The organism is Photorhabdus hindustanensis, assembly GCF_002968995.1.
Classification (GTDB): Bacteria; Pseudomonadota; Gammaproteobacteria; order Enterobacterales; family Enterobacteriaceae; genus Photorhabdus; species Photorhabdus akhurstii.
This window is the reverse complement of the sequence record NZ_PUWT01000059.1, coordinates 25,565-46,865: the sequence shown is the minus strand read 5'-3', so window position 1 is coordinate 46,865 and position 21,301 is coordinate 25,565. Positions and strand designations below refer to the sequence as shown.

Sequence of the window (21,301 nt, the reverse complement as noted above, 5' to 3'; positions counted from 1 at the left end):
GGCAATAAAATCAGCAATTTTCAGAATATTCCTATATCTTCTTTAAGTGAAATCTGATTAATTGTTGATCATGTGTATTAGCTTGATGGCGATAATAATATGACGATAATTTCAATTAGCTTCACTCTCCATGCTGTAAACCAATGGAGAAGTGAATAGATGGCAATAGGATATTTCTTGCTCGTTGGTGATAAGACAACCTGTGGCGGACAGATTATCACCGGTGATCACACCATGACATTTAATGGACGGGCGACCGCTCGTGAAGGGGATACAGTTACCTGTGGCAAACATCCCGGTACTTACATGATTGTCGGTGGTGTATCTGACGTGTTTGACATGGGCCGCAAGCTGGCTGGCACGTTGGACAGTGTGAGTACTTGCCCCTGTCGGGCTAGGTTTATCAACTCGGAGATGGACAGCTATGAGAAGCAGGAGCAGCCTAATCATCGGGCTACAGCGCCTGTGAATATGGCGGCCCAGAATTTCTCGTCGCCGGTGAAGGAAACGAGAAACGTTCAGCCCGCACCTCCTGTGACTAAAGAGCCTCCAATACCGGTATTTGCGAAATCCTGCTTACGGGGTAAAGGTTGTACTGATGCCGGAACCGAGGCTGAACCGGCGAATAACTTCGGCAGAATGGCGATATATCAGGTTCCGTCATCTCCCACTCCGGCGACGCCACAAAAACCGGAACCATCTCCACAAGGTGAGAAACAGCCGCCTGAACCGGATAAACCGCAGGATAAAAAATTACCGTGGTATAAACGGTGGTTCCGTAGTGGTGAAGATAAAGCCGAAGCCGCCGCTACCGCTGTGGCCGCCACTGCCCGCAGCGCGGTAGCGGAAGGGGAAACGCTGGTGATGCGTTACATTGGCGGCGGCGCTATCAGTGCAGGACGTTGGCTGGCGGCGCCGAATCCGGTAACGGTTGGATTAATGGGGCTGTTTTATTCACCTAAGCTGAATGAAGGCGAGGAGGATTACTTAACCCCGTATCGTTTGAGCCAGATAGCGGAACAGTACGGTAAAGCTTCTACCCGTGTGCGTTTTCGCTGGATCAGAGATGAAAAAAGCGGCAGGATGACGGTTCAGGGATATCACGTCAGCCCGGAAGGTGGTCTGGATAAAGTACCGGTTCGCATGATGACGCTGAATCGGACCACCGGTAATTACGAGTTTTGGGAACCGGGAGAAAACCGGCCGACAATTTTATGGACGCCGAGCGAGCAGGAATTCAAAGTTCCACCGCATACCGGGAATGAAGAACAACCGTTTATTCCGTCGCAAATAACCGTGTTGCCGATCCCGGATAAAGTCGGCAGCGATATTGAATCGTTACCTATGCCGGAAGAGAAGGATTTTCGTGATTATATTCTGATCCTCCCCGTTCCTAATATGCCGCCGGTGTATGTGTATTTGAGTAAACCACCGGTGAAATTGTTTGAAGTAGATTTGTATAGAAATTTTGCGGGGCGACCAAGAAATGGAACGCATGCTGATCATATGCCTTCGGCAGCGGCTGTGAGAGCTAAATTGAGGAAGCGATATCCAACCTTATCAATTTCTAAATTAAATGAAGACGCTAAGGATGTTGCTGCCATTATTATTCCGGCTGAGGTACATCAAAAGTTTAGTGCAACTTATGGAGGCCGAAACTCTCTGTCTCAAATAGAGCAAGATGCTAATGATTTGAGAGCGGCTGTAGATCGTGATTTTGATGCTATAAAACCAGCGTTGAAACAGTATGGTGCAACAGAAGAGCAGCTTGAGGATGCTAGAGCTAAAATGCATAAGATTAACCAAGAACAGGAGTTATATAAATGACAGTCAATGTAGAGGCATTAATAAACAGTTTGGGTAAGCCTTATCAGGAAATTTTTGATGAGGGGTTAATCCCTTATAAGACTAAGCCAACAGGATACCCAGGAGATCCTGATATCACTTTGGATATGATTAAAGAGGGTATGTATTTGGCCTTTAAGAGGGATGGCAAAATTCTGTTTGCTATAGAGCTTCTTTTGTTTGATCAGAAGAAATCCTCCTACCAATTTCCTAATGAGTTGCCTTCTCCTTTGAAGACATTGATGTTCAGGCAATGGCTGCACGAGCAATTAGGTAAACCAGAAAAGGCTCTTCCTCCGCGAAGAATTCTCAAGAGGGATGTTGGATGGACAGAGCTATATACGTTATTGGATTTTCGGATGCCGACTAGTATGCAGGTTGATTATGACCTGTTTGAGCGTGTTGAATCTGTAATGTTCTTGCTTACATCAGAAGTACGTTGGTAGTTAGTAATAGATGGGTGGTTATTCTTGAAAGCCAATTCATTTGTGAGTAGTTTGAAAAAATAACATAGCAGTTGAATTGGTTTAACCAAGAACAGGGGTTATACAGATAATGGTAGTTGATGTTGAAGCATTAATTAATAGCTTAGGTAAAACCTACCAAGATATTTATGATGAGGGATTAATTCCTTATAAAACTAAACCAAGTGGTTTTTCTGGAGATAAAACTATATCCTTAAATATGGCGAAAGAAGGTGTTTTTTTATCATTTAATCGAGAAACTAAGGTATTTATAGAGATGACACTAACTTTAATCGTACCTGATCGTCCTAGCTTTGTTTTTCCAAACGATATACCATATCCTTTAAATAAGGAGATGAATCGTCAATGGATAGATGATAATTTAGGAAAGCCAACTAAAACCGCGCCGCCATTTAAAGCATTAAAACGTGAATTTGGTTGGACATATCTTTATTCCTATCAAGGTAAGCAGGGAATTAGCATGCAAATATCGCATGATGTTTTAGATCGAGTTAGTAGAGTTACATTCTTACCTACAAGTAGAGTACGTTGGTAGTCAATAATAAAAAGGGAGATTTTTTAATAGCCAATTCATTTGTGAGTAGTTTAAAAACAAATTGCAGATGAATTGGTTTAACTAGGAATAAAGGTTATATAAATAATGACTGATGTTGTTGCAATCATAAATAATTTAGGACAAACAGTCGATATGTTAATTGAAAAACAACTTATTTCGGCTGGGAAATTTGAGCACATCTTTAATAGTGATGAGGAGTTCCATTGTCAACCTGAGCCTGGGCTCATGCTAGTTTTTGATGAATTCACAAAAAAATTAATCTCTGTATGCATTACTTTGACATCATATTTACCTGAAATTGAAGTTTATAAAGGCAATATGCCTTCACCATTTCAACCTGTAATGGATAAAGCCGCAGTGAGAGCTATTTTAGGTCAACCTTCTGAGGTTAATGAAGCTACAGAAGTACCGATTATTGGTATGGTTGGTGGCTGGGATGTTTATATCGATTGCTTAAAAGACTTATATCCGGCAATCAATATTGTTTTTGGGTACACAATACATCAAAGGGTAAGTGATCTAACTTTTAAAAAATCTGGGTGAAGAGTAATCTCTCACTATTTATTTTGGACAATATGGGCAGCGATATTGAATCGCTGTCCATGCAGGAAGAGAAGGATTTCCGCGATTATATTCTGGTATTTCCTATTCCGAATATGTCGCCGGTGTATGTGTATTTGAGTAAACCACCGGTGAAATTGTTTGAAGTAGATTTGTATAGAAATTTTTCGGGGCGACCAAGAAATGGAACACATGCAGAATTTCAACACTATCTGAAAAGGCAGGGGATAATGGCAGATATTACGGCGATGATTAAAAGTTTGGGCCAAACAGTGGAGCAATTAGTTGAAAAAAAAACTTATTTCTGATAAAAAATTTGAATACCTTTTTGAAGGAGCTGATACGTTTAATTATGAACCTGAGGCTGGTCTTATCTTGGTATTCGATGATAAATCGAGAAAATTAAGGTCAGTTGAATTTACACTTATTAGTACTTCTGGACATTCTGGAAATAGTGAAATGTATCATGGGGAAATGCCTCCTCCGTTTACTCTATCAATGGATAAAATTGCTGTTAGAGCTTTGCTAGGCGAACCTGATGTTACCTCAGAGGAAACAAAAGTTCCTGTTATTGGTGTTGTCGGCGGACATGATTGTTATATTCGCAAACTTCAATCTGTATACCCTGATACAAATATTCGTGTGCTATATTTAAAGGATTTGCGTGTTCGAGGACTGGTTTTTGAGAGGGAAATATGATTTTTTCCTGTAAAAAATTTGAAAACCTAAGTAGAAGATATATCAGAGAAGGGGATGTAAAAATAATGACGGTTAATGTTGAAGCGTTAATTAATAGCTTAGGTAGGACCTACCAAGATATTTATGATGAGGGACTAATTCCTTATAAAACTAAACCAACAGGGTTTGCCGGTGATAGTGTAGTGTGCTTGGATATGGTTAAAGAAGGCGTCTTTCTGTCTTTCCATCGGGAAGGAAAGCGATTAAAAGAAATTACATTAACTTTGTTTGACGAGAAGAATTCCTTATACCAGTTTACTAATGAGCTGCCTTCACCATTAATTCCATTGATGTGCCGACAGTGGGTTCATGAACAATTTGGCAAACCAGAAAAATTTCTTCCACCGAGAAAAAGGCTCAAAAAAGACATTGGCTGGACTGAATTATATACATTGCTGGATTTTCGTATTCCGACCAGTATGAAGTTTGATTATGATCTATTGGAGCAAGTTATATCAGTGACATTCTTACCCACATCAGAAGTGCGTTGGTAATCAATAATAAGAGGGAAACCGTTTTAATAGCCAACTCATTTAAATAAAGAGGTAAAGTAGAATGGAACTGAAAAATAAATTGGAAGAATATACCGAAAATGAGTTTATGGAGCTGATTTTAAGAATAATATTGGATGAAGGCACAGAGGAAGAGCAAGATGCTTTATTGGAGGGGTTTATAAAAATAACTGAGTATCCTTCAGGATCAGATTTAATTTATTATCCCAAAAATGGAGAAGATGATTCCCCGGAAGGAATTTTAAAAACTATAAAAGAATGGCGAGCTAAAAACGATAAACCCGGATTCAAAAAATAAAAGGGGTTCGGTAAATTAGGAAAATGAAGGTGGTGAGGTTTATAACATGGATAATCTGCTCATATTGACACCGAAGCGGTATATAAAAATACATGCTAATAAAGGGGATAAAGTGGGATGAATTTGAAAAATAAGTTGGAAGATTATACAGAAGCTGAATTTTTAGTTCTGCTGAACAAAATCTTCGATGGTGAATGTAAAACTGAGAAAGAATATCACAGTTTAGTAAAACATATTGAGATAATTACCGAGCATCCCAGACGAAATGGACTAATTTTTTACCCAGAAAATGGAGTTGAAGATAGTCCTAGAGGTGTGCTTAAAGTTATAAAAGAATGGCGAGCTAAAAACGGCAAACCTGGCTTCAAAAAATAAAAAGGGATTCGGTAAATTAGCAAAAGGATTTCTGCGATTATATTTAACTGATTTGCGAGTAGATGTATTAGCATTTGAACAAGTTGTATAGATGTTTTTTGGAATGTTTTTTCTAATTTTCTATCTTTATTGGATGGCGGCTAATAAACCGTTATCCATGTTTATATACTAGAGGTTAGATATGAATAAAGAGGTTATATAAATAATGGCGATAAATGTAGAGGCGTTAATAAATAGCTTGGGTAAATCTTGTCAGGAAATTTTTAATGAAGGTCTGATTCCTTATAAGAGTAAGCCTGGAGGAGATTCTGGTGACGATTATGTGTCGTTAGATATGCAGAAAGAGGGGATATTTCTGGCTTTTAACCGGACCAGTAAGAAATTAACACATGTTACTCTGACATTGATCGATGAAGAACGGCCCCGTTATGTTTATCCAAATCAATTGCCGTCCCCTCTGATTAATTCAATGACGCGTGAATGGGTTAAGAAGCATTTTGGGCAGGCAATTAAGTCTTTTCCACCATGTAAGGTGTTTAACTGTCAATATGGTTGGAAAGACCTCTACCTTTACAATGTATCTGAATATGAGGAAAAGATTTATATACAATTATCCCATGATTTGCTTGAACAAGTTGAGACAATAACTTTCCTTCGTGCTGAAAGTGTGACATGGTAGTAATATCTTAAAAGCGTAATGAACGGATGCAGAATAAGATATTGGAAGAACTACATTGATTGAATGCAAAATAAGGGTAGGGTAATTAGTGATTAATATTACGAAATTAATTAAATATCTTGGGAGAACTGCCGAAGCATTAGTTGAAATTGGTGAGATACCTAAAGGAATATTTAAATTTCATTTTGAAGGGGATGAATCGTTCAATTGCGAACCTGAAAAAGGAATCACATTAGTTTTTGATTCTAAATCTAGGCAATTGAATTCAGTCCAGATAACTTTAATTGATATACATGGTGATCATGATGAATATAATGGTAGTTTGCCTTATCCATTTTTATCTTTAATGGATAAGGCAACGATAAGAGCTGAGTATGGAGAACCTACGGAGTCAAAAGATATGATAGAAGCGCCTATTATAGGTATTATTGGTGGATACGATGCTTATATAAATCGTATAAAATCTTATCAAAACGTGGAAGTCATTTTTATTTATGATGTTTATTATCGAGTGAGAGTACTTACTTTCAACACTATCTGAAAAAGGGGGAATAATGGCAGATATTATGACGATGATTAAAAGTTTAGGACAAACAGTGGAACAATTAGTTGAAAAAAAACTTATTCCAGCCGGAAAGTTTGAGTTTTTGTTTGAGAATGCTGATACATTCGATTGTGGACCTGATGCTGGCCTTACACTGGTATTTAACGCTGATTCAAGAGTATTAAAATCTGTACAAATTACACTTATTAACGCTTATGAGGGTAGTGGAGAATATAATGGAGAATTGCCTTATCCATTTTCACATTCAATGGATAGAGCAATCGTTAGAGCACTTATGGGGGAACCAGATTCTGCTGGTGGCCCAGAAAAAATCCCTGTTATTGGCATGGTTGGTGGATATGATTCTTATACACATAAGTTAAGTAAGCAATATCCTAATACAGAGATTCGTTTTCTCTATTTGGCTGATTTACGGGTACATGCATTAATATTTGAACGTTTTGAATAAATGTCTTATAGAGTTTTTTTTATTTTTATTGGATAGTGGCTAATAAACCGTTATCCATATTTATATACTAGCGGTAAGATATGAATAAATAGGTTATGTAAATAATGGCGATCAATGTTTTAGTGTTAATAAATAGCTTAGGTAAATCTTATCAGGGAATTTTTAATCAAGGATTAATCTCTTATAAAACCAAACCTACAGGGTTTTAAGATGATTAATCGTTCAATTGCTAATCTGAAATATGTTGGCGGGTTAAATAAGAATCCTAGATTATTAATGTATTGAAAGAACTTGAATACCAATATTGTCACGTTGAAATCCAAACGTTAATTTTGGGTAAGTACAGTATTCATAAAAGCCGGCTGGTCAGTGATTGGCTGGTACGTCATCCTAAATTTAACCTATTATTTTATACGTTTATTATCCCTGGCTGAATAAAATTGAACGCCTATGGTAATCCCTGTATGAAACAGTGACACGAAATCATTGCTGCTAGCATACGTGGCAGTTGCTCGAAAAAGTGAAAGTATTTTTGAATTCATTTTCCTATAGGAATAACAGAGAATAATAAAATGGAGTGTGTCATAATTATGAAGAGTTATTTATCTTTCCTCTGTTTTGATAATAAAATCAAACAACATAGCTAATGATTTTCGATGCCCATATGCTAACATGATTAGAAATTTGTTATTTTGAAATTACGGACATCATAAATAATCACTTAATAAATAATTTGATATTATATTTTCAAGGAGATATATGAAAAATGCAGTGCAAATTGTGAATGAGGCTTTAAATCAAGGAATTACTCTGTTTGTTGCTGATAATCGATTACAATACGAAACCAGCCGTGATAGTATTCCAGTGGAATTGTTCAGTGAATGGAAAAATTATAAACAAGAGTTGATCGATTTCCTGAGTCAGATCGATGCAGAAGAAGAAATTCAAACATATCAATTACAGAATATCCAACGTGATGGCAATGCAGAACATTATCCACTCTCATTTGCTCAACAACGCTTGTGGTTTATCGACCAACTTACCGAAGGTAGCCCCCAATATAATTGTCCCGGATATTTGAGATTACGGGAACAACTTAATTTCAACGCTTTTAAGGCTGCGGTAAAAACGTTGCTTGAGCGTCATGAGGCGTTACGTACCCATATTAAAATTATTGATAATGAACCACGGCAAGTCGTAGCACATTCCTATGATTTACCCATTACACTACATGATCTGACCGCATTCTCTGGAACTGAGCAAGAATCTCAAGTCAAAAGATTCAGCAAAGAAGAAGATAACTTGGTTTTTAATCTCAGTACTGATTTGATGTTGCGTATTCGTCTGATAAAGCTGGCTGAAAATGATTATGTGATTATCTATACCATTCACCATATTGCCTGTGATAGTTGGTCAATAGAAATCTTTATTAATGAACTTATCACCCTATATCGCGCGTATCATAAAGGAGAAATATCCCCATTACCGCCACTTAAAATCCAATATACCGATTATGCTCAATGGCAACGAAATTGGCTGCAAGGTGATATTCTGAAAAAACAACTGGATTATTGGCAAATTCAGTTATCAGGTATTTCTCCGCTTCACCGTCTTCCACTGGATAACCCACGACCAGAGAAACAGAGTTTCGAGGGGCATCTTAGTGAGCAACGTATTTCAAAGGATTTGACACAAGAAATAAGGGCATTATGTCACCAACATGAAGTCACATTATTCATGTTTCTGGAGACAGCCTTTGCCGTATTGTTGAGTCGCTACAGTAATGAAAAAGATATTCTGGTCGGGACACCACTTGCCGGGAGAAGGCACCATGATATTGAGCCTCTGATTGGCTTTTTTGTTAATTCTCTGGTGATCAGAACCGATTTATCCGGCCAGCCTACTTTCAGTGAGTTATTAAAACAGAACAGTCGTACTATCCTGGATGCTTATGCTCATCAAGATTTGCCATTTCAAATGCTGGTAGAAAAAATAAGTCCGGGACGAAACTTAAATTATAACCCTATATTCCAAATCGCGTTTACTCTGGAAAATACTCAGCGTGATACGACACTGGCGCGGGATAATAATATTGAACTTGAAGAGCGTCTGCTGCTGAAAGTCCGATTTGATTTGGAAATTCATGTTTATGAAGAAGAGGAAGGAGGATTATCCCTGTTATGGGTTTATGACAGCAGCTTATTCAGAAATATAACTATTGAAAGATTACTCGCCAATTATGAAACCTTGCTTGCTAATATTATTAATGTAATGAAGCCATGTATTGTTTCCGATTTAATACACAGGGAACCCTCTGTCCATGATATTCCATTATTAGCAGAAGCTGAAATACACACTTTATTACATGAATGGAATGGCCTACAGGATCATAGCCAGCATGACGGCTGTTTTCATGAACTGTTTGAGGAACAAGTTGCCCGATATCCCGAAAAAACAGCAGTTATTTTTGACGGCAATTCATTAAGTTATCGGGAGCTAAATAAACAAGCTAACCAACTCGCTCACTATTTGATAGAACAAAAGATCAAACCAGAAACATTGGTCGCGCTCTGTATTCCTCGTTCAATACGCGCTGTAGTCGCGTTACTGGGGATTATTAAAGCAGGGGGAGCTTATTTGCCGTTAGATCCCAGCTATCCGAAACCTCGTCTTCAATATATGTTGGAACACAGCGAAGCTGAGTTCATTCTGACCGAAACAAATCTGGTAGAAAAACTCCCAATCGGCCAGCAGAAAGTCGTCTGTTTGGATACAGAGACAATGCAATCACAATTGCAGCACATGCCTACGGACAATATCGCTGAACGCCCATTCCCAATAACGGAAAATAATCTGGCTTACGTCATTTATACCTCTGGTTCTACTGGTAAACCAAAAGGGGTTATGTTGGAACATAAAGGGTGGGTAAATCTGGCACTTTCACAGGCAGGTTTATTTGGTGTTGATTCATATAGCCGGGGATTGCAGTTCGCTTCCTGGAGCTTTGATGCCATGATCTTAGAAATATCTATGACACTGGCGTATGGAGCCGCACTTTATTTAATTTCAGAAACCCAACAGCACACTCCTGAATATTTGGATGAATTAGTTGATAAACACCAGATTACCCATGCTGTATTACCTCCTGCTTTGCTGCCTTATCTGGACTTTAACAAATGGCGTTCCGTTTCAACCTTGCTTTTAGGGGGGGAAGCGGTACCACCACAGATCGCTGTTCGTTGGTCACAGGGCAGAAAACTGTTCAACTCCTATGGCCCGACAGAGTGTACAGCCATTGTGACTTCGGGCTTATTAACTGATGACAAAATTACGATTGGGAAACCATTGCCCAATACTGTTATCCGTATTCTTGATCTATCAGGCAATCTGGTGCCTATTGGTGTTGCGGGGGAATTATGTATTGGCGGCATCCAACTGGCCCGCGGATATTTGAATGCTCCTGAAACAAACGCAACGAAATTTATTACTGATTTGATGGGTAAATCCCAATCCCAACGTTTATACCGAACGGGAGATTTAGCCCGTTGGTTGCCTGACGGTAGTGTGGAATTTATTGGCCGGATTGACTCTCAAGTCAAGATTAGAGGATTTAGGATTGAATTGGGAGAAATCGAAACTACACTGGCCGGACATGACGCCTTAAGCAGTGCTGCGGTTATTACTTATGGGAACGATAAGAGATTGATTGCTTATGTTTGTCCAACCAAAGATTGGCTGGATAAAAAAGGGCTGAAATTTAATACCGACAACGTTTCTCAATCCTCCGATATTAAAATTGAACTTTCAGAGCAACTTGAATCAGCACTGAAAAAACAATTACCAGAATACATGGTTCCAAGCCTTTATATTCCGCTAGAGCGAATGCCACTCACGTTAAATAACAAAGTGGACAAAAAAGCGTTGCCTATTCCAAATGAAAATGATTTCCGACAACAAGGTTATGTCGCGCCAAGAAATGAAGCGGAGAGAAAAATCAGTCAGTTATGGCAAGAAGTGTTGGGCGTTAGTCAAGTCGGCATTTATGACAACTTTTTCGTGCTAGGTGGTCACTCTCTTCAAGCAACCCGCCTTATCAGCTTAATACGCAATGATCTAAACATTGAAATACCGTTGAGCAGTGTCTTTGAGCATCCAACACTTGAGCAATTAGCACGAATCGCCACGATTTATCAGGTTAAAGAAAAAAGAAAGCATCTCCAGGCTGGGCAAGAGACAACACAGGAACTATTGGAAGGCAATATATGAAAAATGCGGCACAGATTATCAATGAGGCTTTAAATCAAGGGATTACTCTGTTTGTTATTGATAACAAACTGAAATATAAAACCAGCCGAGACAGCATTCCTCCGGAACTTCTCAGTGAATGGAAGCAATATAAACAAGAATTGATTGATTTCCTCAAGCAAATCGATTCAGAAGAGGATACGGACGCTCACCGACTGCAAGGTATTCCGCGTTATGAGCGTGCGGAACATTACCCACTTTCATTTGCTCAGCAGCGTTTGTGGTTAATCGATCAACTTACCGAAGGCAGCCCTCAGTATAACTGTACAGGTGATTTCAGATTGAGAGAGCCGCTCAATCTCAAAGCTTTTGAAGCTGCAATAGCAACATTGCTTGAACGCCATGAATCGCTGCGTACTTATTTCAAAATTATTGATAATGAGCCACGGCAGGTTATCGCTACTGCTTATGATTTGCCGATTACCATACATGATCTGTCCACACTTTCAGAATTTGAGCAGGAACAACAGCTTAAACAACTCGGTGAGCAAGAGTGGAAACAAGCTGTTAATCTCAGCACTGACCTGATGCTGCGTATTCGGTTGCTAAAATTAACAGATGATGATTATTTTATTCTCTATACGATTCATCATATCGCTTGTGATGGCTGGTCGCTGGCAATCTTTATCAGCGAGCTGCTGACATTATATCGCGCTTATTGCCAAGGCGAGGGTAATCCTCTGCCGCCATTACCAGTTCAATATACTGATTATTCCCAATGGCAGCGGGACTGGCTGCAAGGGGATATTCTGCAAAAACAACTGGATTACTGGCAAAACCAATTATCAGGTATTTCTCCCCTTCACCGTTTCCCACTGGATAATCCACGACCAGAAAAACAAAATTTTGAAGGGAATGTTCATCCACAACGTATTTCAAAAGCTTTGACCCAAGAAATTCGAGCACTGTGCGCCAAACATGAAGTGACGTTATTTATGTTTCTGGAAACGGCTTTTGCTGTGTTGTTGAGTCGTTACAGTAGTGAAAAGGATATTCTGGTTGGCATGCCGCTTGCAGGCCGAAGACACCGTGATACTGAGGCTTTGATTGGATTTTTCGTCAATTCATTGGTGATAAGAACGGATTTATCCGGTCAGCCTACATTCAGTGAACTATTAAAACAAAACAGTCGTACGATCCTGGATGCTTATGCACATCAAGACCTGCCTTTTGAGATGCTGGTGGAGAAAATCAGTCCAGAACGGAATTTAAATTATAATCCTATTTTCCAGATCATGTTTGCAGTACAGAATAATCAACGAGATACAACGCTGGAGCAGGATAGCATTGTTACATCTAAAGAACGTTCCCTTCTGACCACCCGATTCGATTTGGAAGTCCATATTTATGAAGAAGACGAAGGTGAGTTATCCATTGGATGGATCTCTGACACCAGCCTGTTCAGAAATGCGACCATTAACAGATTAATCGCCAATTACGGAATTTTGCTGACTAATATTGTTGATGTGATGAAGCATCATACTGGTATCAGCGAGCCGTCCGTTCATGACCTTCCATTATTGGCAGACGCTGAACGGAATACCTTACTGCATGAATGGAGCGGGCCACAAATTCCTTATCCGACCGGGAAATGTTTCCATCAACTCTTCGAAGAGCGGGTATCACAATACCCTGAAAAAAATGCACTGATTTTGGGCGATGACACCCTGAGCTATCAGTCATTAAATGAGCAAGCTAACCAATTGGCGCACTATCTGCTTGAACAAGGGATCATACCGGACACGTTGGTCGCACTTTGCATACCAAGGTCACTACAAGCGGTTGTGGCATTATTGGGTATTCTTAAAGCGGGTGGCGCTTATGTACCGTTAGACCCCAGTTATCCGAAAGCCCGCCTCCAATATATGTTGGATCACAGTGAAGTCGAATTCATCCTGACCGAAACTCACCTGGTTGAAAAACTGCCAATTAGCCAGCAGAAAGTGATTTGTCTGGACACAGAGATAGTCCAGTCTCAGCTACAACATATGCCTACGGGTAATATTACTGAGCGTCCACTTCCGCTCACGGAAAATCATCTGGCTTATGTGATTTATACTTCCGGCTCTACCGGTAAACCGAAAGGGGTGATGCTGGAACATAAAGGGTGGGTGAATCTGGCATTCTCGCAAGCAGATTTATTTGGCATTGACTCACATTGTCGGGTGTTGCAGTTTGCCTCCTGGAGTTTTGACGCCATGATCTTAGAGATGTCTATGACATTGGCCTATGGCGCAATACTCTATTTGATTTCTGAAACCCAACGGCGTTCCCCTGAATTGCTGGATGAAGTGGTTGAAAAACATCAGATAACCCATGCTGTACTACCACCCGCATTGCTTCCTCATCTGAATTTTAACAAATGGCGTTCTGTCTCAACTTTGCTTTTGGCGGGTGAAGCAGTACCACCGCAGATTGCTGTTCGTTGGTCACAGAATAGAAAACTGTTTAACGTCTATGGCCCGACAGAATGTACATCCATTGTCACCACAGCGTTACTCACTGACGAGAAGATTACGATTGGAAAACCGTTGCCTAACGTTGTGATGCGTATTCTTGATCCGGAAGGTAATTTGGCTCCGATGGGCGTTATCGGGGAACTGTATATTGGCGGCGTTCAGTTAGCACGTGGTTACCGAAATTCACCGGAAATCACAGCAAGGCAGTTTATCCGAGATCCATTCAGCTCACATGTAACGGATGGCAGGGAAAACAGGCTTTATCGAACTGGCGATTTAGTGCGCTGGACACCGGATGGTCAGTTGGAATTTATCGGCCGTGTTGACTCTCAGGTTAAGATCCGTAGTCATCGTATAGAGTTGGGTGAAATTGAGACAGTTTTGTCCGGGCATGATGCTTTAAGCAGTGCTGTTGTGATCGCTTATGGTCAAGATGAAGATAAAAAACTCATTGCGTATGTTTGCCCAAGTACAGAGTGGTTAGGTGAAAAAGCGGTTGAGTTTAACGCAAGCAGCGTTGAGAACTGGACAGAAATTTTTGATGAGCAGTACCGTCAACCCACAACGGATAGTACTCGAAAAGAGAGCGTTCAGAACGGTGATGCAGTCGCATCAGACAGTGATTTTGGCGGCTGGATGAACAGCTATACTGAACAACCGATTGTCCTTGAGCAAATGGAGGAGTGGTTAGCAGGAATCATGCACAGGATTAAAGCCCTGCATCCTCATCGCTTACTGGAAATCGGTTGTGGTACCGGATTATTGCTGTATCGCTATGCTGAACAGTGCGAATCAGTGGTGGCGACCGATATTTCGGCTGAGGTTTTAAATCGGCATCAACATATTCTGCAACAACGTGGCTGGTCACATGTGCAGCTCAGAAGAGGAGATGCACTCAACTTAGGAGCATTGAGTGCTGATGAATTTGATACTGTCGTGATTAACTCTGTTGTCCAATATTTCCCCAATGTTCAATATCTGGAAAAAGTACTTGAACAGTTAATACCGGCAGTTGAAGCGGGTGGGAAAATCTTGCTGGGAGATATCCGCAATTTAGATCTATTAACCGCCCATGCTACAGCGATAGAGCAAAGTCATCTTAACGGGCAGCGTATTCAGGTAGGAGCGCTGGCGAACCGTATTCAGCGGCGTTTACAACAAGAACCCGAGTTTTTACTTAGTCCAACTTATTTTGCCCAATTACCGGAGCGTTATCCTGAAATTGGCCGGGTTGATATTCTGGTTAAACGTGGCATCGGCGACAATGAAATGTTGCGTTATCGTTACGATGTCATATTGCACAAAAGCGATGAAAACACCAAATCTTGTCATGAATTACTGTTAAATTGGCATAATTTCGATTCTTTTGAAAGTCTGCGTAATTTATTGCAGATGGGCGCAGAGGATATATTAGGTGTTTCAGGTATCCCCAACGCCAGAATTAAAGATGACCTCACTTTGGCAGAAGGGCTGCGTCACTGGTCAGCCAATCAGATGATCACGCCACCAGAAAATGCCGGCAGTTTCTCCCCACAGGCATTACAACAGGTTAGGGAATTCGAATCTTTATTGCAATACGCTGAACAGTGTGGTTATCAATGCGGCATTACATGGTCACAGCAGCAACTTGATTTGTTGGATGTGATTTTTAGTCGTGGAGAGTTACCACCGGTACAAGCACGTACTAACTACAGTCAAACCCATTTAGCTAATTATCCGCAAATTTCGGCCATTAGTGGGGAACTTTCAGAATTACTCGAATCCGCACTGAAACAACAATTGCCAGAATATATGGTTCCAGGTCTCTATATTCCTTTGGAACGAATGCCACTAACGTTAAATAATAAAGTGGATAAAAAAGCATTACCGATCCCAAATGAAGACGATTTACGCCGCCAGAATTATGTGGCGCCAAGAAATGAAATGGAAATTAAGATCGGTCAGTTGTGGAAGCGGTTATTGAATGTCAGTCAAGTTGGCATCTATGACAATTTCTTCACATTGGGTGGACATTCACTACAGGCAACCCGCCTTATTAGTTCAATACGTAACGAATTAGAAATAGAAGTTCCGTTGAGAAGTGTTTTTGAACACCCGACACTTGAGCAGCTATCACAGATTGTCACTATTCATCTTATCAAAGAAAAAAGAAAACATTTCCAGGCTGGGAAAGAGACAGCGCAAGAACTATTGAAGGGTGAGATATGAGAAATGCCGCGCGAATTATTAATGAGTCTTTAGAGCAGGGAATTACTCTGTTCGTTACTGATAACCGTTTACAATACGAGACTAGCTGCGGCAGTATTCCACCAGCCTTGCTCAGTGAATGGAAACAACATAAACAGGAGTTGATTGATTTTCTGAACCAGCTCGATTCAGAAGAGCAAACTCATCACTTTTTGCAAGATATTCAGCGTGATGGTAAAGCGGAACATTATCCGCTTTCATTTGCTCAACAACGACTATGGTTTATTGATCAACTGGATGGAGGAAGTCCCCAATATAACTGTATGGGGGATTTCAGGCTGCGGGAATTCATTAACATAAAGGCGTTTGAATCAGCCGTTAAGGCATTACTTGAACGCCATGAAGTCCTGCGTACCTATTTTAAAATCATCAATAACGAACCGCGGCAATTTATTGCCGCTGATTATGATTTACCGATTACACATCATGATTTATCTGCGTTGTCTGAAACTGAGAAAAACGATCAGGTAAAACAACTTAGTAAGGAAGATGAGAATCTGATTTTTAACCTTAGCGCGGACCTGATGTTGCGCATCCGGTTAATAAAATTGGCAGCAGATGATTATCTTATTATTTATACGATACATCATATCGCCTTCGATGGCTGGTCGATGGCAATATTTCTCCATGAATTTTTCACGTTATACAAAGCTTATAGTCAGGCTAAAGCAAATCCGCTACCGCCGCTGAGAATTCAATATGCCGATTATGCCCAGTGGCAACAGGGTTGGCTGCAAGATGATGTGCTGAAAAAACAACTGACATACTGGCAGAATCAGTTAGCCGGAATTTCATCCGTCCACCGTGTGCCGCTGGATAATCCACGTCCGGAAAAACAAAATATCGAAGGGCGGCTTCATCTACAGCGCATTTCAGCACATCTTACCCAAGCAATCAGAACATTATGTGCCAAGCATAAAGTTACACTATTTATGTTCTTGGAAACGGCTTTTGCCGTATTGCTGAGCCGCTATAGTAATGAAAAAGATATTCTGGTTGGAACTGTTATTGCCGGCAGACAACATCCTGATATTGAACCTCTGATCGGTTTTTTTGTTAATTCATTGGTTATCAGAACAGATTTATCCGGTCAGCCGACGTTCAGTGAATTATTAAAGCAAAACAGCCGTACCATCCTGGATGCTTACGAACATCAAGATTTGCCATTTGAGATGTTGGTGGAAAAGCTCAGCCCGGAACGAAACCTAAACCATAATCCCATCTTCCAAATCATGTTTGCAGTACAGAATAACCGACGTGACGCAATACTGGGACAGGATGATATTATTGAACTCGGAGATAATTTATTTAGAACAACCCGGTTTGATTTGGAAATTCATGTTTTTGAAGAAGAGCAGACAGGCGAATTATCTATAGTATGGATTTCAAATACCAGTCTGTTTTATAGCAGTACCATTGAAAGATTTATCGCCAATTACGCAACCTTGCTTTCTGGCATTGTTGAGGTAATGACAGATGATTCAGTAAATAAAGCGCCCTCCATTCATGAACTCCCATTATTGTCAGAAGCTGAAAAGCATACCTTACTGCATGAATTAAATGGGCCACAGAACCATTACCCACAAGGGCGCTGCTTCCATGAGTTGTTTGAAGAACAGGCGGCACTGAATCCTGAAAAAACCGCGCTGGTTTTTGGTGAGGAAAGCTTAAGTTATCAGGCGGTTAATGCTCAGGCCAATCAATTGGCGTATTACCTGATTGAGCAGGGTATCCAGCCAGATATTCTGGTTGCAATTTGCCTTCCCCGGTCGTTGCAAACGGTGATTGCACTGCTGGGTATTCTCAAAGCGGGTGGCGCTTATGTGCCTTTGGATGCCAGTTATCCGCAAGCCCGCCTGCAATATATGCTGGAGCACAGCGGGGCTGAATTTATCCTGACCGAAACACCGCTGGTTGATAAATTGCCTATCAGTCAGCAACGTGTTATCTGTCTGGATGCCGAAACAGTACAGTCATATGTGCAAAACCTGCCCACCGACAATATCGTTCATCGTTCAGTGCCCCTGACAGAAAATCATCTGGCCTATGTTATTTATACTTCTGGCTCTACCGGCCGGCCAAAGGGGGCGATGCTGGAGCACAAGGGTTGGGTGAATCTGGCACAAGCACAAGCTGCGTTATTCGGTGCGGATGCTGATATTCGCGGGTTGCAGTTTGCTTCCTGGAGCTTCGACGCCGCAGTGTTGGAAATGGCGATGACCCTGGCCTATGGCGCCACACTGTATTTGATTTCAGAAACACATCGCCGCTCGCCTGAATGGTTGGATGAGATAGTTGAAAAACACCACATTACCCATGCCATACTCCCACCTGCGCTGTTGCCTCACTTGGACTTCAACAAATGGCGCACAGTTTCAACCTTGTTGCTGGCAGGGGAAGCGGTGGCGCCGCATATTGCCGCGCAGTGGTCGCAGGGCAGAAAGCTGTTTAACGTTTATGGCCCAACAGAATGTACTTCGATTGTAACCTCCGCCTTATTAACAGCCGATAAGCGAGTGACGATTGGAAAACCGTTGCCGAATACTGTGATGCGTATCCTGAATGCTGACGGTAATCTGGCACCTATTGGGGCTGTCGGGGAACTGCATATCGGCGGTATTCAACTGGCACGGGGGTACCGTAATGCACCGGATATCACGGAAAAACAGTTTATCCGTGATCCTTTCAGTACCAACCCGGCAGACCGACTTTACTGTACGGGTGATTTAGTACGCTGGACGCCGGAAGGTGAGTTGGAATTCATTGGCCGCCGGGATTCGCAGGTTAAAATTCGCAGCCATCGCATTGAATTGGGGGAAATCGAGTCTGTGCTGGCGGGGCAGGAGATTTTAAGTAATGCTGTCGTGATCGCTGATGGTCATGACAGCGAGGAGAGGAAACTCATTGCTTATGTTTGCCCGAGTACGAATTGGCTGGCGGAGAAAGCGGCCGCTTTTAATGCAGATTACAGCCAAACGCATTTAGCTGATTATCTGCGACTTCCTGCTATTAGAGGAGAACTTGCAGAGCTACTGGAATCCGCCTTGAAAAAACAACTGCCTGACTATATGGTGCCCAGTCTCTATATCCCATTGGAACGTATTCCACTGAATTTAAACAATAAAGTGGATAAAAAAGCGTTGCCTATTCCAGATGAAAATGACTTACGTCGTCAGGCTTATATCGCGCCGAGAGATGAAATCGAGGAAAAACTCTGTCAGTTATGGCAAGAACATCTAAAAATCAATCAAATTGGTATTTATGATAATTTCTTCTCACTCGGTGGTCATTCACTCTTAGCAGTTAAAATAACCGCTGCTATAAGAAATACGTTAACCAATCATTTCAGTATGCATGAGTTGTTTGCGAATCCAACTATTGCTCAGATTGCAAGTGTGATTCGTCACAGTCATAAGCATGAAATATCCGCACCAAAGACAACTCACAATATATTTGATGGAAAAATGCCTATTTCTTATTGTCAGAAAATGTATTGGTATTTTGTTCAAGAAACGTTGTTAGAGGACTGTTTCCACGTACCCATTACTTTACTAATGGAAGGAGAATTGAATTACAGTGCGTTGGAAAAAAGTTTAAATACCATCTTGGAACGACATGAAAGTTTACGTTTTAAGTTTTATCAAGAAAATGAGCAGATTTTCATGCAGCCTGATAACAATATGAAAATCAATCTTCAAGTTATTGAAGCGTTACCAAGAGGAATCGAGAGAGAACAAATTATTATTGGAATTAACAAGCTCTGGGAAGAGAAATTAAGAACACCTTTTGATGTTTATAATGGCCCGTTAATCAAGACATTCCTACTGCCTGTTTCGGAAACAATCACGGTATTATTGATTGATGTACACCATATTATCTCCGATGGATGGTCTATCAATATCATTATGAATGAGTTTAAACAGTTATATACCGCTTATTCACAGGGGCAAGAAAACACATTGCCACCCGTTGCCATGCAATATTCTGGTTATGTTTATGAGTTGCAAGAAATCCATGCGACTGAGGAGGCTAAAAAACAAATTAAATTCTGGCAACAACAATTTGCTGATGTTAATCCAGAGCGCGATTTTCCAGTTTCTTTCAGAAAACATCTGGCTTCAAAATATCGGTCTCATGCCCGTCATATCAAAATACCTGATTCGCTGGATAAAGCTGTTTTGCAATATTGTGAAACTCATAAAATCACACCTTATATGTTATTTATGGCTTTGTTCCACACTTCTCTTTTTATGCACTCCGGTGAATCACAACATATTGTCACCTCGCCAAAAGCTGACCGAACTCGCATAGAAAGCCATCAAACAATAGGATTATTCTTGGGTGACTTGATAGTAAAATCCAATATCAATAAGGAAATGAGCCTACAAGGAATTATTAAGCAGGTTAGCCAGTCTATTCATCGCGCCATAGAGAATTCTAATATCCACATGTCTGTCGTGATTGACATGGTGGGAGAAAAGGCGAGGGAGGGTATATTTAACGTTCTGTTTAACTATTTGGATGCACAAAATTTCTATGATTTTATCGACGTGTCTAAAGATGAAAAATTATCATTGCCAAATCTTGATGTGGAAGTGATAGATACCGAAATAATTCCTTTTGAATCACTTGGGATGAATTTCTTATACATGCCACAAAATATCAGTTGTGAACTCAATTACAACCCGGAACTGTATACAGAAGCAGTCATTGATAAGATGGCTACATATTATGAACGATTGCTAAATGTCATCGTATCCGGCCAAGAAAAAGAGAGTATCAGCCAGTTTTATAGCTAGATTTTTCTGAAAAATAAAGAGATTGGCTTCAGGGATGAGGCTAATCGTGACATTTGTTTCATGATTATCAAATCTCTTTTGATTTATGTATCAAGATCTGTGATAGGATTTGGGATATTCCAGTCAATATCAAGAGGTTGTATGAGCCATAAAGCTAAATTGTTTATGGATGGGAAGAGTCAAGCGGTACGCCTGCCAGCAGCTTATCGGTTTGATTCTGATAAAGTTTTTATTCGAAAAGATCCTGAGACAGGAGATGTAATACTGTCCTGTAAGCCACACGATTGGGCCGGATTTTTTGCGGCATTGAGGGGAACAACTGTTCCTAATGATTTTCTGAGTAAAGATGAGCGGTGTCAGCAAGAACAATCTTGTGATCCATTCGAAGGATGGAAAGAATAAGCGCCGTAAAAATACGGCGCTGTTATT

Annotated in this window: 16 protein-coding genes and 3 pseudogenes; all 19 read left to right on the top strand. The window is 40.6% G+C overall.

Translation table 11 applies throughout. The features are described 5' to 3' along the window. Positions 1–159 precede the first annotated feature (159 nt). The 19 genes and pseudogenes from C6H66_RS19715 (at position 160) to C6H66_RS19630 (ending at position 21,274) form a co-directional block, all read left to right on the top strand. Positions 160–1,827 (top strand): S-type pyocin domain-containing protein, encoded by a 1,668-nt coding sequence (locus tag C6H66_RS19715; protein ID WP_105396477.1) that lies wholly within the window; start codon positions 160–162, stop codon positions 1,825–1,827. After that, entirely contained in the window at positions 1,824–2,291 is a 468-nt protein-coding gene (locus tag C6H66_RS19710) for a DUF6392 family protein (protein WP_105396476.1), read from the top strand. The genes C6H66_RS19715 and C6H66_RS19710 overlap by 4 nt, the downstream gene beginning before the upstream one ends. A 109-nt stretch (positions 2,292–2,400) precedes the next feature. Then, positions 2,401–2,865, top strand: coding sequence for a DUF6392 family protein (locus C6H66_RS19705; RefSeq protein WP_105396475.1), 465 nt, complete (start codon positions 2,401–2,403; stop codon positions 2,863–2,865). 105 nt (positions 2,866–2,970) lie between these two features. After that, positions 2,971–3,429 (top strand): DUF6392 family protein, encoded by a 459-nt coding sequence (locus C6H66_RS19700; RefSeq protein ID WP_105396474.1) that lies wholly within the window; start codon positions 2,971–2,973, stop codon positions 3,427–3,429. A 20-nt stretch (positions 3,430–3,449) separates the two neighbouring features. Continuing rightward, positions 3,450–3,647, top strand: a pseudogene (locus C6H66_RS27745) (S-type pyocin domain-containing protein); the annotation flags it as partial. Between the two features lie 85 nt (positions 3,648–3,732). Further along, positions 3,733–4,146 (top strand): DUF6392 family protein, encoded by a 414-nt coding sequence (locus C6H66_RS19690; RefSeq protein WP_339417730.1) that lies wholly within the window; start codon positions 3,733–3,735, stop codon positions 4,144–4,146. Between the two features lie 65 nt (positions 4,147–4,211). Beyond that, on the top strand, positions 4,212–4,679 hold the full coding sequence (locus C6H66_RS19685; protein WP_105396473.1) for a DUF6392 family protein: 468 nt from the start codon (positions 4,212–4,214) through the stop codon (positions 4,677–4,679). Positions 4,680–4,740: 61 nt separating this feature from the next. After that, positions 4,741–4,995: a bacteriocin immunity protein gene (locus C6H66_RS19680; protein ID WP_105396472.1), complete on the top strand. Its 255-nt coding sequence runs from the start codon at positions 4,741–4,743 to the stop codon at positions 4,993–4,995. Between the two features lie 46 nt (positions 4,996–5,041). After that, the gene (locus C6H66_RS27740) at positions 5,042–5,116 is read left to right on the top strand and encodes a hypothetical protein (protein ID WP_377311706.1); all 75 of its coding nucleotides are present in this window, start codon (positions 5,042–5,044) and stop codon (positions 5,114–5,116) included. Further along, the gene (locus C6H66_RS19675; RefSeq protein WP_105396471.1) at positions 5,113–5,370 is read left to right on the top strand and encodes a bacteriocin immunity protein; all 258 of its coding nucleotides are present in this window, start codon (positions 5,113–5,115) and stop codon (positions 5,368–5,370) included. The genes C6H66_RS27740 and C6H66_RS19675 overlap by 4 nt, the downstream gene beginning before the upstream one ends. Positions 5,371–5,575: 205 nt before the next feature. Beyond that, the gene (locus C6H66_RS19670; protein ID WP_105396470.1) at positions 5,576–6,049 is read left to right on the top strand and encodes a DUF6392 family protein; all 474 of its coding nucleotides are present in this window, start codon (positions 5,576–5,578) and stop codon (positions 6,047–6,049) included. 88 nt (positions 6,050–6,137) lie between these two features. Beyond that, positions 6,138–6,590: a DUF6392 family protein gene (locus tag C6H66_RS19665; protein WP_105396469.1), complete on the top strand. Its 453-nt coding sequence runs from the start codon at positions 6,138–6,140 to the stop codon at positions 6,588–6,590. 13 nt (positions 6,591–6,603) lie between these two features. Further along, complete coding sequence (locus tag C6H66_RS19660; protein WP_105396468.1) at positions 6,604–7,062, top strand: DUF6392 family protein; 459 nt, start codon at positions 6,604–6,606, stop codon at positions 7,060–7,062. Positions 7,063–7,166: 104 nt separating this feature from the next. Beyond that, positions 7,167–7,268: pseudogene (locus C6H66_RS26400) on the top strand (DUF6392 family protein); the annotation flags it as partial. A 34-nt stretch (positions 7,269–7,302) separates the two neighbouring features. Continuing rightward, a pseudogene (locus C6H66_RS19650) lies at positions 7,303–7,630 on the top strand (IS630 family transposase); the annotation flags it as partial. Between the two features lie 191 nt (positions 7,631–7,821). Continuing rightward, the gene (locus C6H66_RS19645) at positions 7,822–11,328 is read left to right on the top strand and encodes a non-ribosomal peptide synthetase (RefSeq protein WP_105396467.1); all 3,507 of its coding nucleotides are present in this window, start codon (positions 7,822–7,824) and stop codon (positions 11,326–11,328) included. Further along, positions 11,325–16,034 carry a non-ribosomal peptide synthetase gene (locus C6H66_RS19640; protein ID WP_105396466.1) on the top strand — a complete coding sequence of 1,570 codons (4,710 nt, stop codon included), beginning with the start codon at positions 11,325–11,327 and terminating at the stop codon, positions 16,032–16,034. Before C6H66_RS19645 ends, C6H66_RS19640 begins: the two co-directional genes overlap by 4 nt. Continuing rightward, a complete protein-coding gene (locus C6H66_RS19635) occupies positions 16,031–20,872 on the top strand; it encodes a non-ribosomal peptide synthetase (RefSeq protein WP_105396465.1) in 4,842 nt (1,613 codons plus the stop codon). The genes C6H66_RS19640 and C6H66_RS19635 overlap by 4 nt, the downstream gene beginning before the upstream one ends. A gap of 141 nt (positions 20,873–21,013) precedes the next feature. Continuing rightward, on the top strand, positions 21,014–21,274 hold the full coding sequence (locus C6H66_RS19630; RefSeq protein ID WP_105396464.1) for an antitoxin: 261 nt from the start codon (positions 21,014–21,016) through the stop codon (positions 21,272–21,274). The last annotated feature ends 27 nt before the right edge of the window (positions 21,275–21,301 follow it).

Coding starts and splice junctions, on each gene's coding strand:
- C6H66_RS19715 (WP_105396477.1), top strand. CDS start 160: ATGGCAATAGGATATTTCTTGCTCGTTGGTGATAAGACAACCTGTGGC.
- C6H66_RS19710 (WP_105396476.1), top strand. CDS start 1,824: ATGACAGTCAATGTAGAGGCATTAATAAACAGTTTGGGTAAGCCTTAT.
- C6H66_RS19705 (WP_105396475.1), top strand. CDS start 2,401: ATGGTAGTTGATGTTGAAGCATTAATTAATAGCTTAGGTAAAACCTAC.
- C6H66_RS19700 (WP_105396474.1), top strand. CDS start 2,971: ATGACTGATGTTGTTGCAATCATAAATAATTTAGGACAAACAGTCGAT.
- C6H66_RS19685 (WP_105396473.1), top strand. CDS start 4,212: ATGACGGTTAATGTTGAAGCGTTAATTAATAGCTTAGGTAGGACCTAC.
- C6H66_RS19680 (WP_105396472.1), top strand. CDS start 4,741: ATGGAACTGAAAAATAAATTGGAAGAATATACCGAAAATGAGTTTATG.
- C6H66_RS19675 (WP_105396471.1), top strand. CDS start 5,113: ATGAATTTGAAAAATAAGTTGGAAGATTATACAGAAGCTGAATTTTTA.
- C6H66_RS19670 (WP_105396470.1), top strand. CDS start 5,576: ATGGCGATAAATGTAGAGGCGTTAATAAATAGCTTGGGTAAATCTTGT.
- C6H66_RS19660 (WP_105396468.1), top strand. CDS start 6,604: ATGGCAGATATTATGACGATGATTAAAAGTTTAGGACAAACAGTGGAA.
- C6H66_RS19645 (WP_105396467.1), top strand. CDS start 7,822: ATGAAAAATGCAGTGCAAATTGTGAATGAGGCTTTAAATCAAGGAATT.
- C6H66_RS19640 (WP_105396466.1), top strand. CDS start 11,325: ATGAAAAATGCGGCACAGATTATCAATGAGGCTTTAAATCAAGGGATT.
- C6H66_RS19635 (WP_105396465.1), top strand. CDS start 16,031: ATGAGAAATGCCGCGCGAATTATTAATGAGTCTTTAGAGCAGGGAATT.
- C6H66_RS19630 (WP_105396464.1), top strand. CDS start 21,014: ATGAGCCATAAAGCTAAATTGTTTATGGATGGGAAGAGTCAAGCGGTA.